Source organism: Nitrososphaera sp., assembly GCF_050748925.1.
Lineage (GTDB): Archaea > Thermoproteota > Nitrososphaeria > Nitrososphaerales > Nitrososphaeraceae > Nitrososphaera.
Genome location: NZ_JBOGQF010000041.1, coordinates 1 through 13,458, shown reverse-complemented (window position 1 = coordinate 13,458; position 13,458 = coordinate 1). Strand labels below are relative to the sequence as shown.

At 53.5% G+C, this 13,458-nt stretch carries 16 protein-coding genes; 12 read left to right on the top strand and 4 right to left on the bottom strand.

The window, feature by feature from the left end; genetic code table 11:
* Together ACREAY_RS05115 and ACREAY_RS05110 are read left to right on the top strand one after the other, a co-directional pair.
* Positions 1 to 468, top strand: a 468-nt coding sequence (locus ACREAY_RS05115) for a sensor histidine kinase (RefSeq protein ID WP_431754685.1), incomplete at its 5' end; no start/stop codon positions are given.
* Positions 465 to 836, top strand: a complete 372-nt coding sequence (locus ACREAY_RS05110) for a response regulator (RefSeq protein WP_431754684.1) — start codon at positions 465 to 467, stop codon at positions 834 to 836. The genes ACREAY_RS05115 and ACREAY_RS05110, both read left to right, overlap by 4 nt.
* A gap of 479 nt (positions 837 to 1,315) precedes the next feature.
* Here the strand turns inward: ACREAY_RS05110 and ACREAY_RS05105 are convergent, their stop codons facing one another.
* Complete coding sequence (locus tag ACREAY_RS05105; RefSeq protein WP_431754683.1) at positions 1,316 to 2,482, bottom strand: spherulation-specific family 4 protein; 1,167 nt, start codon at positions 2,480 to 2,482, stop codon at positions 1,316 to 1,318.
* Positions 2,483 to 2,902: 420 nt separating this feature from the next.
* Between ACREAY_RS05105 and ACREAY_RS05100 the strand changes: the two genes are divergently transcribed.
* Positions 2,903 to 3,115 carry a hypothetical protein gene (locus ACREAY_RS05100; RefSeq protein ID WP_431754682.1) on the top strand — a complete coding sequence of 71 codons (213 nt, stop codon included), beginning with the start codon at positions 2,903 to 2,905 and terminating at the stop codon, positions 3,113 to 3,115.
* A 291-nt stretch (positions 3,116 to 3,406) separates the two neighbouring features.
* On the opposite strand, the gene ACREAY_RS05095 is transcribed toward ACREAY_RS05100, so the two are convergent.
* On the bottom strand, positions 3,407 to 3,532 hold the full coding sequence (locus ACREAY_RS05095; RefSeq protein ID WP_431754681.1) for a hypothetical protein: 126 nt from the start codon (positions 3,530 to 3,532) through the stop codon (positions 3,407 to 3,409).
* Between the two features lie 313 nt (positions 3,533 to 3,845).
* On the opposite strand from ACREAY_RS05095, the gene ACREAY_RS05090 reads away from it, so the two are divergent.
* The 3 genes from ACREAY_RS05090 (at position 3,846) to ACREAY_RS05080 (ending at position 6,821) form a co-directional block, all read left to right on the top strand.
* Positions 3,846 to 4,154: a mechanosensitive ion channel domain-containing protein gene (locus ACREAY_RS05090; RefSeq protein WP_431754680.1), complete on the top strand. Its 309-nt coding sequence runs from the start codon at positions 3,846 to 3,848 to the stop codon at positions 4,152 to 4,154.
* Positions 4,155 to 4,377: 223 nt separating this feature from the next.
* Positions 4,378 to 6,264 (top strand): ATP-binding protein, encoded by a 1,887-nt coding sequence (locus ACREAY_RS05085; RefSeq protein ID WP_431754679.1) that lies wholly within the window; start codon positions 4,378 to 4,380, stop codon positions 6,262 to 6,264.
* A gap of 113 nt (positions 6,265 to 6,377) precedes the next feature.
* On the top strand, positions 6,378 to 6,821 hold the full coding sequence (locus ACREAY_RS05080) for a hypothetical protein (RefSeq protein ID WP_431754678.1): 444 nt from the start codon (positions 6,378 to 6,380) through the stop codon (positions 6,819 to 6,821).
* Here the strand turns inward: ACREAY_RS05080 and ACREAY_RS05075 are convergent.
* Both ACREAY_RS05075 and ACREAY_RS05070 read right to left on the bottom strand, forming a co-directional pair.
* Positions 6,818 to 7,711, bottom strand: coding sequence for a helix-turn-helix transcriptional regulator (locus tag ACREAY_RS05075; RefSeq protein ID WP_431754677.1), 894 nt, complete (start codon positions 7,709 to 7,711; stop codon positions 6,818 to 6,820). The genes ACREAY_RS05080 and ACREAY_RS05075 overlap by 4 nt on opposite strands.
* Before the next feature lie 31 nt (positions 7,712 to 7,742).
* Entirely contained in the window at positions 7,743 to 8,429 is a 687-nt protein-coding gene (locus ACREAY_RS05070) for an ACT domain-containing protein (protein ID WP_431754676.1), read from the bottom strand.
* A 76-nt stretch (positions 8,430 to 8,505) separates the two neighbouring features.
* Here ACREAY_RS05070 and ACREAY_RS05065 point away from each other — a divergent pair, with 76 nt between their 5' ends.
* The 6 genes from ACREAY_RS05065 to ACREAY_RS05040 form a co-directional block, all read left to right on the top strand.
* Positions 8,506 to 9,723, top strand: a complete 1,218-nt coding sequence (locus ACREAY_RS05065) for an argininosuccinate synthase (protein ID WP_431754675.1) — start codon at positions 8,506 to 8,508, stop codon at positions 9,721 to 9,723.
* Positions 9,720 to 9,893, top strand: a complete 174-nt coding sequence (gene lysW/argW, locus ACREAY_RS05060; RefSeq protein WP_431754674.1) for an alpha-aminoadipate/glutamate carrier protein LysW/ArgW — start codon at positions 9,720 to 9,722, stop codon at positions 9,891 to 9,893. Before ACREAY_RS05065 ends, lysW/argW begins: the two co-directional genes overlap by 4 nt.
* Entirely contained in the window at positions 9,893 to 10,753 is an 861-nt protein-coding gene (lysX, locus tag ACREAY_RS05055) for a lysine biosynthesis protein LysX (protein WP_431754673.1), read from the top strand. Before lysW/argW ends, lysX begins: the two co-directional genes overlap by 1 nt.
* Positions 10,754 to 10,868: 115 nt before the next feature.
* Positions 10,869 to 11,921 (top strand): N-acetyl-gamma-glutamyl-phosphate reductase, encoded by a 1,053-nt coding sequence (gene argC / locus ACREAY_RS05050; RefSeq protein WP_431754672.1) that lies wholly within the window; start codon positions 10,869 to 10,871, stop codon positions 11,919 to 11,921.
* Positions 11,918 to 12,721 (top strand): [LysW]-aminoadipate/[LysW]-glutamate kinase, encoded by an 804-nt coding sequence (locus tag ACREAY_RS05045; RefSeq protein ID WP_431754671.1) that lies wholly within the window; start codon positions 11,918 to 11,920, stop codon positions 12,719 to 12,721. The genes argC and ACREAY_RS05045 overlap by 4 nt, the downstream gene beginning before the upstream one ends.
* The coding region (locus ACREAY_RS05040) for an aspartate aminotransferase family protein (protein ID WP_431754670.1) at positions 12,718 to 13,458 on the top strand (741 nt) is incomplete at its 3' end. The genes ACREAY_RS05045 and ACREAY_RS05040, both read left to right, overlap by 4 nt.

Here is a 13,458-nt window from a genome sequence, read left to right as displayed (position 1 = left end):
TTACTAGAGCGCTCGGTAACCGCGTTCAAGCCGGCGGCTGATGCCAAGGATGTGAGACTCGAAAGTGTGATTGTCGAGGGTGAGAGGGAGGAGGGATGGCTACAGCTGAACTGCGATCCTGACAGAATTCATCAGGTGCTCTGTAACTTGATAAGCAATGCGATAAAATTCGTTCCCCCGCATGATGGCAAGATAGAGGTCAGCGCTATACCGTCGATACAAGCCAGTTCTATCGTCTTTAGCGTCAAGGATAACGGCATAGGGATTCTACCGGAAAAACAGCAGAACCTATTTGCTAAATTCTATCAAGTTGACACTTCATTGACAAGAAATGTTGGCGGCACTGGCCTTGGATTGACAATAGCAAAGGGGATTGTCGAAGCTCACGGGGGCAAGTTATGGGTAGAAAGTGAGCAAACGAAAGGTTCAATATTTCACTTTTCAATACCTATGGAGGAAATGAAATGAAGGATATACTTGTAGTAGATGACAATAAAGAGACGACGGATCTAGTTAAACTCATGCTTGAATTGAATCAGTATGGTTGTACAACTGCAAACAGCGCCCATGAATGTCTAACGGCGATGAGAAAGAGTAAATTTGATCTAGTTCTACTCGACATGGCCATGCCGGTGATGAACGGAATAGAAGTGCTGCAGAAATTAAAAGAAGATGATATGCTCGCTGAGAATAAAATAGTCTTATTCACGGCTTCCCCCGTCTATACAGACATGGATTTGGAGAAAATAAAGAAAAATTTTGGTGCAGTGGACCGTATGAGAAAACCCTTCACAGAACAGGAACTTATCCATATTATTGAGACACATACTGCCTGATACTAGCTTCATAATGGCAGATTAGCAATTAGGAAGAAAATCGTATGATGTCTGATCTCCCTTTTGACACCTGAATCAGGGCGGCAGTTTTTATTTTGCCTTTCCAATTTCCCATCTTAACCTTAGGGGATTCTCTATGTTATGCTTACAAGCTCGCACACAATAGTGAGGGCTTCGCTCCTTATTTCCACCACCCAAAATCTAAAAGCGGCACAAAGTTGAGCACGAAAAAACGGGTTTCCTCTTTGCTATTTATCGTTGTGCGCGTCAGGAATACGACTTCCTGATTTTTCTCAGAGACGCGACAACTCTCTGATCCGACGGGCCATAACTAACTAATAGAAAAGGCCTGTTGATTAATAGCTAGGAGGGCCAGATTTGATCGATCTATTGGCTGTAGTTATTCATGCCAAAATGGTAAAGAGGAGAAAGGAAAGAGAAGGGGGGGTTCGGGACCCGATCAAGCAATAATTATCCTATTACTTGTCGAGAAGCGCTACCTCCTGCGAGAAGTATGGTGGCAGCTTGAACCATCTTCCGTTAGAGTCATTGCCATCGGTGATGAGCACCAGGCCCACATACTTCATCGATTCTTGCTGCCATGCAGTGTCTAGCGAGGGTATGTCATAGCGCATGTATGCGAAATTGCGCTTGTCGACTTCTGTGTGCCATCCTGAAGTAGTGCATAGTATACAGTATTGCAGCCACGAGATGGGGTTGTATCCCCTGCCTTCGGTGATGTTTATCACGTCGACTGTACCGATAAATGACTTTGGCACATCAGTTCCGGGATTGCCCATCGTCATCTTCATGCCAAGTGGGCCTTTCACGTATGCGGTGATATCGCGGTAGTGCTGCTCGTTGCCTGCTTTGTTTGTGAATTCATCAATGAAGAGACCGTCTGCGTTGTACCAGTTCTTGTACTTGTCTGCGTCTGCCTTGAGCGCAGAGAGCGAGCGAGTTCCGTAATTGTCGTATGTATAGCCTATTGCTATCACCCCAGCGCTCTGAAGCTTTGCAACCCAGTTCGCTATGTTCGAGTCCTTTGCACTGCCCGGACCGCTTGAAGGGTTGAAAGTCACGACGAAAGGTACTGCCGGATGCTTTACCTTCTCATCGATTACCTTCTGCCAGGATACTGCGCCCGTGCTTGATGGATACATGTAGAGGGCGACATAGATGCCTGTCTTTGGAATCAGTTTTGCAATGTCAGGTACTGGAGCTGGTGCTGGTGAACCGCCGCTCTTTATATTTGAGAAGAAGGCGTCAAACCATAGATTGTCAGTTCCTATCGTGAATGTTCTTGCTCTCTCTGTGCTGCCACTGCCCCACTTGTTGAAGAAAAGCAAGCCTGCATCATAATCAGACACTGAGACGGAATATGTTTTGCCGACATCGCCTGCAAAGGTGAATGGTGTGAAACCACTCTTTATGACAGCGCCGTTGTACGAAATAGTTGTGTACATGTTGTACTGCTTCGATTTGTCCATCGAGTACGCTTTGACGTAGAGTGTATTTGCTGCGAACGCTCTCTTCTCTTCCAGGGAGAAGGTCGAGCTCACCAGAGCCAGACCCAGCGTGAAAGCGAGCGAAACGAATGCGCCAGCCTTTATGACGTTCCTTCTGCTTCTTTTTTGGGTGTTCATAGCTGACTGCTCCGCACCATAGAATATAGGGTGCAGGAATGCAGCACGGTACGGACAGGCACAGTCAGCTACGACTATTGCAGTTGTATTACAAAGAATACAACTGAACTCGGGAGCTTGAAAATGAAGTTAGAATTGAAAAGAAAGAACGATGAAGGGAATGAGGAGGAAAGAGAAAGGTTGACGTTAGTGCTTGGCTGATAGGTGCGCACTTGAGCGATTTCTTCATCTTCCTCTTCTTCCCTTCATCCCTCCTTTCTTCGATGAAACAGGGCACAGCCATTTTGAAGAGTCCCATTTATTCAAAATGACTAATCTGGATATGGCCTGATTTGGTATTAAGCCCTAGGTCTGCACTGCAATACAAAACATTCTTGCTCCTAATATCATCGGAGCTACAATGGACGAGTGGAGATATCCATGTCCCCGGCAATACTACTGATAGATGAATGTACAAAGCAACAAATGTACGACCTGTTGGCCAGCCTTGACGTTCAAATCGAAAAGATGATTGCAGATGGCTGGACTGTCGCACAGTTGAGAGAAGAATACCGCGCAATGTTGGCACGCCAGCTGAGAGATTGGAACCTGAGAAAAGAATACTTTAACGCTATTCGGATAAAGGCCCGATAGAAAATAGAGTTAGAAGGAAGGCCAAGGGCGAACGCAGACTAATGGCAAACTACCTTGGCCCTTCCGTTTCCTGATGCCTGAGTCGCTAATTCCTCTACGCGTTACTGTACCCTTCGAACTTCGGATCTGATGCAGGTTCGGTTAGTACGTTGGTTGGATTCTGTCTGCTCCTCGTATCTTTATACGGCTCCCCTGAATATAGGCATAGCTATAATTTGTCTCCATAATATGATAATATCACAGTTACTTTTGATTATTTTCGAAAAAGGAAAAAAGGAAGGACGACTACCTTCAGACCAAGAGCGCGTACCTCTGCGCTAGTGTGTCCTTGACTATTTCGCCAATCTTTGCAAGGTCGGCCAGTAGCAGCCGCGCCAACGCTGGAAGTATGTCTCTGCAATAGTCAGCTTCTGTCATGCAGCGAGAAAGAGAGAGCGGCTAAGGTCTGTGATTAGCCGGGCCTGCTGATCTTTTAACCTATTTGTCTTAGGTCCAGAGCGACGCTCTTAAGCCTCATTTTGCCATAGGGCCTTTCGTTCTGTCTCTCTAGGTAATCAACCATCAGAGAGGGATTATCACCACTCATTTCGTCTGGGTGGCCGCATAGAAGTTAAAGCATTACCTCATTTTCGGCTTTGTGAATAGTCTAGCTTCTTTCATAGTAGATTTCTATAAGCATTTTAGGCATTGGCCAAACAATTCTGAATAACGTGATAACGGCATTGGTATGGTGCTTGGCAGCAGCGATGGCCATCGGCTTTGGAGTCGGCCTGGCTTATGGCCTAAGGGGAGCCATCTCTTCTTTCATCAGGGCAGCACGACCATACAGCCGACCCTGAAGAAAGGTCAAAAAATATCGTACAAAGACCACATAGGCATCATTCAGGAGGTTGGAGCATTCAGCGTAATTCTAAAGGATGAGCAAGGGAAGGCGATAGTTCTTCCAACCAAGAATATGCTAGAGGATGAAATAATCATAGAGTCAGGCCCGAGCCCCGAAACACAGGAAAAGATGGTAGAAAGGTCATCGTCAGAATAAGCTGATGACGCCCAACTTTTTTTCTTTCTTGTCCCATCATAATTGATTGGCTATAATAGTTCGCAGTTTATCTTCACTCCCAAAACCTTTTTAGCTTGCTGTTGCTTCAAGATAATTGAAATCTGCTTTAAGCCGTTATATCCTGACGGGAACCTTACGGCCCACTTATCTGGCTTTTGATAACAAACATTTTATCTATTGACGGGCTTCTCGATCACGATTGTTGGCAAGGGCAGGGCTGTCGAGGCAGTTCTTTGTGCTTGTGGCGATAGTCGCTAGCGCAGCGGTGCTGTCAGTCATTTCGTACCAGTACTTTACCTACGTCGCCGGCCAGATAGGCAAGCTTGCGAGGGAGGAAGTCCGGACAAGCGCCCTGGTGCAGGGGCACGCCCTTGCAGGCTCTCTTGAGAACAAGCTGGACGAGGCGGCGGATAACCTGGAGATACTTGCAACCACCCCTGCCGTCCAGTCTGGAAACCTGCGCTCTGCGCAGCCGATGATGGACGCCGCCCAGCGGTCGACTTCTGACCTGACAGACGCCTACCTGTGGCTGGACCAGGACGGCAGGGTGCTCTGGTCGACGATCTTTGGGCAAAACGCCACGCTTGCGGCAAACGGCGTCGGGCTTGACCTCAGCGCGAGGCCGTACTTTGCCAACGTCTTGCAGACAGGCCAGCCGTACAGCCACATCCTGCTGAGCAACGACGGCTTTACGAGGATGCATTTTGCCTATCCGATATTTGAGCAGGCGCCTGACGGCTCGCCCATATTCCGGGGCGTCATTGCCGCGGCGTTCAAGCTAGAGACCGTCGGCATTGCGCTGCAGGGCGAAAGCGAGCCGGACGTTGCCGACAAGATAACGATGGTCGACGCCGAAGGCACCATAGTCTACGCGTCGGCAAAAGAGTTTGTCGGGATGAACTATTTCACAGACGAGTTCCAGTCGCAAGTGTTTCCGTCGATAATCCCGCTTGAAAACAAGGCCGCCTGGCTCGTTGCAGTCACCGATGCCGCCAACTCGGGGTCCGGCACGTTTGACCTTGTCCTCTACGGAGAAGACGTCGCGATGGCGTATTCGCCCGTGTTCCTGAACGGCGAGCACATTATGACCCTCTTTTTCCGCGCGCCGCACGACCTCGCAGGCCAGTCGGCCGTGCTCGTGGAGCAGCAGCGCACTTTTGCAACGGTGATTATAGTCATAATCTGCGCCATTGCGGCAGGGATCTCTGCCCTGGTGCTTTCGTGGAACAGGGCGCTGCGCGCAGAAGTCGCCGAGCGGACGCAGGACCTGATTGCCAAGACGCAGCAGCTAGAGTACAAGACGACCGAGCTTGAAGACTCTAACAAGAACCTGAGGGTCAGCAACGAAAAGCTGTCGCTGGCTTACAGGGAACTCGAAAAGCACGACAGGATGCAGAGCGAGTTTGCCAACATCGCCGCCCACGAGTTGCGCACGCCCATACAGCCGATCCTCGCCATGGCCGACATGATAAACGACGACCTCGATGGCAAGGACAAGGTGGAAGTTGCGGGAGAGGCGATCTCGATAATCAGCCGAAACGCCCGGCGCCTCCAAAAGCTGTCTTCCGAGATCCTGGATGCCACAAGGATCGAAAGTGGCACCCTCCGGCTGGAGCGCGAGATGGTGGACATTAACGAGAAAGTGAGAAACGTGGTGGCTGATTCCGCAAGCATTGTTCCTGAGGACAGGGACGTCCGGGTCCAGTTCAAGCTTGGTACCGATGCGTCCGGCGCGGTCGTCCCGCTGGTTGTTTACGCGGACCGGCTAAGGATGTTTGAGGTGATTTCAAACCTGATAAGAAACGCAATAAAGTTCTCCTGCGACGAAAAAGACATTCTGGTGACGACTGCGAAGAAAGATGGTCAGGTGGTCGTGGAGGTCAAGGACAGGGGGTCGGGGATAAGCCCTGAGATGACGCCGAGGCTGTTTTCCAAATTCTCGACTGACAGGGAAAAGGGCGGGACGGGCCTTGGGCTGTTCATCGCAAAAAACATCGTCGAAGCGCACGGCGGCCGGATTTGGGCCGAAAACAACAAAGACGGCCCGGGAGCGACGTTTGCGTTTGCCCTGCCGCTGGCCCAGCCCTAGTTCTCGGGACGGGATCTTGCGGCATGCCAGTTCTATTCGCGGCTGCATGACCTTCTCTTTTTCTAGAAGGAACCCCAACAGCGCTTAAATCCTGTCTTGCCCGAAAGGAAACGTTGCTTGAGCAGTTTCTTTTGCAGGCCGAGCTTGCCATAGCCGCCCTCGTGGTCATCGTCGGCCTGCTGATGATGTGGATTATAGTCTCGGTTCCGGTGTGGATAGCGGCCAAGATAGTCACGCTCGGTAGGGCGAAATTCACCCGGGCGATGCTGGTGACGGCGGTAGGGCCGTTCATCTATGCGCTCGTCTTCTTTCTCTCAAACGCGGCGCTCACGGCCACGCTTGGCCAGCAGTTCCTGATAGCCGCAATATCGTTCATCCTTGCCTTCATCGCGTGGATCGGGGTGTTCAAGGTGGGATTCAGGACGGGCTGGATCCGCGCCCTTGGCATCGCGTTCGTGGCGACCATAGTCTTTGTGATAATCGGCGCAATAGTGACTGCCGGCCTGCAGGCCGTGGCGCCCGGCACGCCTGCGATAACGCCCTTTCCTTCGTTCTAGCTGACAGAAGCGTACTGGCGCTCGCACCAGTCCACCATCGACTGGAGGTCCTTGGCGACATAGTCGGGGCCTTCCTCCGTCTCTGTGGACGCAAGGGCCGCGACGCGCAGCTCGCCCTTTAGCCTGCCCCTCATCGTCCTTGCAGTCGACGTCAGGAACTTGCCCGGCCCCTCGCCGGACGAAAATATGCACACAACCATCAGGCCGCGCTTGTTGCCCCACGCCCGGGAAAGGTAGCGCTGAAAGTCGATGTCAAAGAACGGGTCGATGTCCTGCTCGACGTTTCCAATGTACCGGGAATCCCACCCGAGGATCCTAAACGCGACTGCCGCGCTCTTTGCCACGTGCGTCCTGTCCTCCGTGCCGGCGACGCACAGCACGTGGGCGTTCATCCTAGGCTCGGCCGGATGCGCGTTGAACTTTACCACGTCAATGAACTCGCCCACCAGGGCCGACAGGTGGGCGCGCTCTGTCTTGCCCAGCCTGCCCCTGCTGTATAGCTCGCCTGCCGTGTTTGCAGCAGGCAGGATGACGTCTGTCAGTATCTTTACCGAGTCGACGTTGGAGTTGAGCACGCTCACCAGCAGGCGCCTGGCCTGCTCTTCCTCGCCTGCAAGTGCAAGCTCTAGCAACCGTTGCTGCACCTGGGTATAGTTTACCGGGAATTCGAGATCCGCGATGCCGGTTTCCAGGAACCACACGTTGACCGCGCCGACCTTTTTCTTTTTGACAAGGCCCATCGCGTTCATGACGTCGAGGTATTTAGAAATGGTCATGCGGTTGATGCCCGTCTTATCTGCCAGCTCGATGCCGGAAAGCCCCGTGCCGGCGTTCTGCAACACGTCGACTATTTTGCGCTTGACCTCGTCGAGCGTGTAGCGCCTGTACATAGCCAGACACCCTCACTGCAGGATAAAACCCTTACCGGTGCTTTTTCTTGGGCATCTTCCTTGAATTCGATATCAGGTCGGTCAGCGCGTTAAAGGCCTTGCCGACCTGGTCCATCTTGACCAGCATTATGGTGTCTGTATAACAGCTGACGGTGTCTTCTATGTTGATGTGCCTCCGGGCAAGCTGGTTGTAAAACGCAATCGCGCAGCCGGGCGTCTTGATTATCTCCTCCGGGCTGTGGACGATTATGGCCGCAAGGTCGCCTTCGACTTCCAGTATGTCGCCCTGCGTAAACATGTCCTTTACGTCGCCCAGGACAACGTCGTCAAACACGAGCGTGATTGACATGATGCTCTCTGACACGCTGATATAGCTGTCGACATTTTGCGTCAGCGATTTTGCAATCTTCTCAATCGTTTTTTTGCTCTTTGCAGCCGACAGCTTCGCCACGTCTGTCTTGACGCTGACGGTGCTGCCAGCCAGTATAGACGCTATGGGCCTTTCCGGCACATCATAGTCGCGCCTTGACCTCTTGAGCGCGGTGACGATGCTCTCGGTGCTGGTGTTCTTGCCCAGCATCTGGTCCACCTGGGGTTTCACGATCCTTGCGAGCGCGCTGATGTTGCAATAGTCGCGCTGCAGCGAATCCTGGAACGAAAGGTCGTTGTTGACCACTTCCTTTACCGCGTTTGTTATGGATTTCTCGTTGACCGACATTGGCCACTAATGCCCTGATTTAGGTCAAAGCTGGCCAAAAAATATAAATGTAGTGATTGGAACGAAATGCGCGTTCATGGTCAAAGTTGCCCTGGCGTACTCTGGCGGCCTCGACACGTCCGTGTGCATCCGCTACCTGCAAAAGCTGCACAAGATGGACGTCGTCACGGTCACCGTTGATTGCGGCCAGGACGACGATTTCAAAGAGATTGAAAGGCGCGCCAGGGAGATAGGCGCAATAAAACACGTCTACGTCGACGCCAAGGAAGAGTTTGCCCGCGACTATGTCATCCCGAGCATCAAGGCAAACGGCCTCTATCAGGGCAAATACCCGCTTGCGACTGCGCTTGCAAGGCCGCTGATTGCGGCAAAGACTGTCGAGGTTGCCGAGAAAGAAGGTGCTTCTGCAATCGCGCACGGCTGCACCGGTAAGGGCAACGACCAGATACGCTTTGACGTGACCATGCGGGCCCTTAATCCTGAATTAAAGATAATCGCCCCCATCCGCGACATGAACCTCACAAGGGACGTCGAGATAAAATACGCCCGGGAGCAGAACATCCAGATAAGCACGGAGGCAAAAAAATACAGCATCGACCTCAACCTCTGGGGCCGAGCGGTGGAAGGCGGCAACATCGAAGACGCGGACTTTGAGCCGCCGGAAGAAGCTTTCAAGTTCATCAATTTCAAAAACGACAAGGCCGGCTACATCGAGCTGGAATTCGACGCAGGCGTGCCGGTGGCCACAGACGGCAAGCGCATGCCCATAACTGACCTCCTTCAATACGTAAACGACAAGGCCGGCGGGCACGGCGTGGGAATCGTCGACCACATCGAGGACAGGGTGGTCGGGATAAAGTCGCGCGAGGTCTACGAGGCGCCAGCTGCCGTAACCATAATTGAGGCGCACCGCGACCTTGAAAAGATGGTGCTGACAAAGCACGAGCTGTCTTTTAAAAAATTGGTCGACGAGCAGTGGAGCTGGCTGGCGTACGCCGGCCTGTGGCAGGATCCGCTGCGTTCAGACTTGGACAGGTTTATCGACGCGACCCAAAAGCGCGTCAGCGGCACGGTGCGGATAAAGATGCACCGAGGCTCGCTGCGCGTGGTAGGAAGGGAGTCGCGCCATTCGCTGTACAAGAACGACCTGGCGACGTATGCGGCCGGGTCGACCTTTGACCAGAGCCTGGCAAAGGGCTTTGTCGAGCTGTGGGGCCTGCAATCGATAATCGCAAACTCGGTTGCGGACGCGGCTGACAAGAACAGCAGCAAAAAGGAGAGAAAAAACAAATGAAAAAAGAATGCCAAGAATGTGGAGCCGAAATAAACATCCCCGAAGACGCGGTGGTTGGAGAGATCGTCACATGCCCGGACTGCGGCGGCGATTTTGAAATCGCGACAAAGACCGCGGAAAAGGTGGAGCTAAAGCCGGCAGAAACAGTAGGCGAAGACTGGGGACAATAATGACCAAGGTCTGCATCATCTACGACAAGGTGCGCTTTGAGGAAAAGGCACTCTATGACAAGGCCGCTGAAAAAGGGCTGCAAGCTCAACTGGTCGACGCCAAGACCGTGACGGTGAGCACGGACAGCAGGCCCGGCGACCTTGCGCTCGGCGACGTGGTGATGCAGAGGAGCGTCAGCCATTACAGGGGGCTGTACCTGACTTCGTGCCTGGAATTCCTGGACTACCCTGTCATCAACAGGTTCCAAGTGGCAGAGACGTGCGGCAACAAGCTTGTCACGTCACTCGTGCTGGCAAAAAACAACATTCCTACGCCAAGGACGCAGTTTGCGTTTTCAGCCGAGCAGGCGATGGATCTCATACAAAAGACGGGCCTGCCGCTCGTGCTAAAGCCCATCGTGGGCTCGTGGGGCAGGGGCGTGTTCCCGCTCCGCGACGAGGAGACCGCCAGCATGATAATCGAGATGAGGGAAGAAAACGACAGCCCGCTTTCCCGGATATACTACGTCCAGGAGATGATTGACAGGCCGCCCCGCGACATCCGGTGCATCGTCGTCGGGGACAGGGTCGTGACAGCTATCTACCGCTACTCTGCCGAAAGCGAGTGGCGCACAAACGTCGCGCGCGGCGGCAAGGCCGAGCTCGCGCCGATAACGAAAGAGCTTGAAGACATGGCGCTAAAGGCGGCAAAGGCGGTGGGCGGGGGCATACTGGGCGTCGACCTGATGGAGGACAAGGCAAGGGGCCTGGTCGTGCACGAAGTGAACAACACCGTCGAGTTCAGAGGCGCCGCCACGGTCTCTACGACCGACATCCCTGGCGCCATGATAGACTATGCCGCCAGCATGGCAAGAAAGTAGCTGGCCAGTTTCGGCCACTATTGACCCTTATTGGGTCAATTATATCCAAAAAATATAAATTAGTATTTTCAAGGCTTTCCTTTCAAAGATGAATAAAATGGAGGACGTTTCCTAGATGAAGGTTGGAGTAGTCGGCGCTTCCGGCTATGTAGGCGGCGAACTGTTGAGGCTTCTTGTCACCCACCCCAAGGTGGAAGTTAACATGGTGACTTCGAGGCAAAAGGCCGGTGATTACGTGCACAGGGTGCACCCGAGCCTGAAAGGATTCATCGACATTACATTTTCGCCGATGGACATGGAAAAGCTTGCCAACAACTGCGACGTCGTGTTCACGTCCGTTCCGCACGGCAAGGCCAACAAGATAGTGAAAGACCTCTACGACAGGGGCGTCAAGATAATCGACCTCTCAGCCGATTTCCGCCTGAAAAACCCGAAAGACTATGTAAAGTGGTACGGCTGGGAGCACCCGTTCCCGGACATGCTGTCCAAGTCGGTGTATGGCGTGCCGGAATTCCACCGCGAAGAGATCAAAAAGGCGCAGCTGGTTTCGTGCCCGGGCTGCATGGCCGTGACGTCGCTCCTGGCGCTAAAGCCGCTGATTGAAAACAACCTCATCGACACCGAGCACCTTGTAGTCGACAGCAAGATAGGCTCGTCCGGCGCCGGCGCCAAGGCAAACGCCGGCACGCACCACGCGATGCGCTACGGAGTCGTCAGGCCGTACAAGCCGGCCAAGCACAGGCACACCGGCGAAATCGAGCAAGAGCTGTCCGCCATCGCGAAAAAACAGATCAAGGTCAGCATGAGCCCGCACGCAGTCAACATCGTCCGTGGCATCCTGACTACCAACCACACGTTTTTGAAAAAGGACGTGGAGGAGCTGGAGCTGTGGAAGATGTACCGCAACTCGTACAAGGGCGAGCCGTTCGTCCGGCTCATCCGCGACAAAAAGGGCCTGTACAAGTTCCCGGATCCCAAGTTTGTCGTAGGATCCAATTTCTGCGACGTCGGCTTTGACATAGACGAGGACAACAAGAGGGTGGTCGCGCTGTCGGCATCGGACAACCTGATGAAGGGCGCAGCGGGCTCGGCGATACAGGTAATGAACGTGATGTTTGGCTACGAAGAGACAGACGGGCTGCGCTACACGCCCCTGACGCCGGTATGATAGTCCTCAAGATAGGGGGAAGCGTCGTCGACGGGCTCCACCCGTCAACGCTTGCCGACATCAGGACAATCGCGGAAAAGGAGAAGCTGGTCTTTGTCCACGGCGGCGGCAAGGAAGTCACCGCGACTGCGACGAAACTTGGCAAGGAACAAAAGTTCATCGTGTCGCCCGGCGGCGTGAGGAGCCGGTACACCGACAAGGAGACGTCTGAAATCTACACGATGGTCATGTCGGGCAAGATAAACAAGGCCATAGTCGGGATGCTGCTGCGGCAGGGCATAAAGGCAGTCGGCATTGCAGGCATCGACGGCGGCATATTAAAGGCCGAGCGCAAGAAAAAGCTCGTCATTGTCAACGAGAAGGGGAGAAAGATGGTGATAGACGGCGGCTATACCGGCAAGATAAACGCGGTCGACCCGGCGCTCGTGAACAAGCTGGTGGAAAGCGGCTACGTGCCTGTCATCTCGCCAATCGCCCTTTCAGAGGACTTTGATTTTCTCAACGTCGACGGCGACAGGGCCGCGGCATACATTGCAGGCGGGGTCAAGGCGGACAGGGTCATGTTCATAACCAACGTCAACGGCCTCATGCTCAACGAAAAACTGGTCACCGCGATGACGCTCGAGCAGGCAAAAGACGCGCTGCCAAAGATAGGCTTTGGCATGGAAAAGAAGGTCCTTGCCTGCACGGAGGCAATAGAGATGGGGGTAAAGGAGGCGATAATCGCGTCCGGCCAGGTTGACAACCCGGTATCGTCGGCGATGGCGCACAGCAACTGCACGGTGATAACCCCGAAATGAACGGCGAGGACAATTATTTTGGCACGCTCTACCAGCGGTTCCCGGTAAACGTCGCGCGGGGCAAGGGCGCGATGTTGTGGGATACCTCTGGCAAGGAATACATCGACTGCATGGGAGGCTATGGCGTCGCGCTCGTCGGCCACTGCAACGACAGAGTGGTCAACGCCATCAAAAAGCAGGCAGACGCGCTCATCACGGCGCACATGTCAGTCTACAACGAGACGCGGCTTGATTTTCTGAAAAAAATGGCCGCAGTGGCGCCGGAGGGCCTGACCAAGATGTTCTTTACAAACTCGGGCACCGAGTCGGTAGAGGCCGCGCTAAAGTTTGCGCGCAAATTCACGGGCAAGCCCGGGGTGATAGCCATGAACGGCGCCTACCACGGCAAGACCTTTGGCGCGCTCTCTGTCACCTACAACGAAAAATACCGAAAATCGTTCATGCCCCTGCTGGAAGGGGTAAAGTTCGTCCCGTACAGCGACCCGTCAAAGCTAGAAGAGGCGATAGACGACTCTACAGGCGCAGTCATCCTCGAGCCGATACAGGGCGAGACCGGCATCATCGTCCCGCCAGATGACTTGATACCCAAGATCCGCGAGATATGCACGCGGAGGGGCCTCGTGCTGATATTTGACGAGATACAGGCAGGCCTCGGGAGGACGGGCAAGATGTGGGCAGGCCAGAACTGGGACACGACGCCGGACATCATCTGCCTTGCAAAGGGCATAGCCGGCGGG

What these genes read in the sequence shown, in the direction of transcription:
- ACREAY_RS05095 (WP_431754681.1), bottom strand. Translation starts at nt 3,532, where the DNA reads ATGACAGAAGCTGACTATTGCAGAGACATACTTCCAGCGTTGGCGCGG.
- ACREAY_RS05075 (WP_431754677.1), bottom strand. Translation starts at nt 7,711, where the DNA reads ATGTACAGGCGCTACACGCTCGACGAGGTCAAGCGCAAAATAGTCGAC.
- argC (WP_431754672.1), top strand. Translation starts at nt 10,869, where the DNA reads ATGAAGGTTGGAGTAGTCGGCGCTTCCGGCTATGTAGGCGGCGAACTG.
- lysW/argW (WP_431754674.1), top strand. Translation starts at nt 9,720, where the DNA reads ATGAAAAAAGAATGCCAAGAATGTGGAGCCGAAATAAACATCCCCGAA.
- ACREAY_RS05045 (WP_431754671.1), top strand. Translation starts at nt 11,918, where the DNA reads ATGATAGTCCTCAAGATAGGGGGAAGCGTCGTCGACGGGCTCCACCCG.
- lysX (WP_431754673.1), top strand. Translation starts at nt 9,893, where the DNA reads ATGACCAAGGTCTGCATCATCTACGACAAGGTGCGCTTTGAGGAAAAG.
- ACREAY_RS05065 (WP_431754675.1), top strand. Translation starts at nt 8,506, where the DNA reads ATGGTCAAAGTTGCCCTGGCGTACTCTGGCGGCCTCGACACGTCCGTG.
- ACREAY_RS05110 (WP_431754684.1), top strand. Translation starts at nt 465, where the DNA reads ATGAAGGATATACTTGTAGTAGATGACAATAAAGAGACGACGGATCTA.
- ACREAY_RS05105 (WP_431754683.1), bottom strand. Translation starts at nt 2,482, where the DNA reads ATGAACACCCAAAAAAGAAGCAGAAGGAACGTCATAAAGGCTGGCGCA.
- ACREAY_RS05070 (WP_431754676.1), bottom strand. Translation starts at nt 8,429, where the DNA reads ATGTCGGTCAACGAGAAATCCATAACAAACGCGGTAAAGGAAGTGGTC.
- ACREAY_RS05100 (WP_431754682.1), top strand. Translation starts at nt 2,903, where the DNA reads ATGTCCCCGGCAATACTACTGATAGATGAATGTACAAAGCAACAAATG.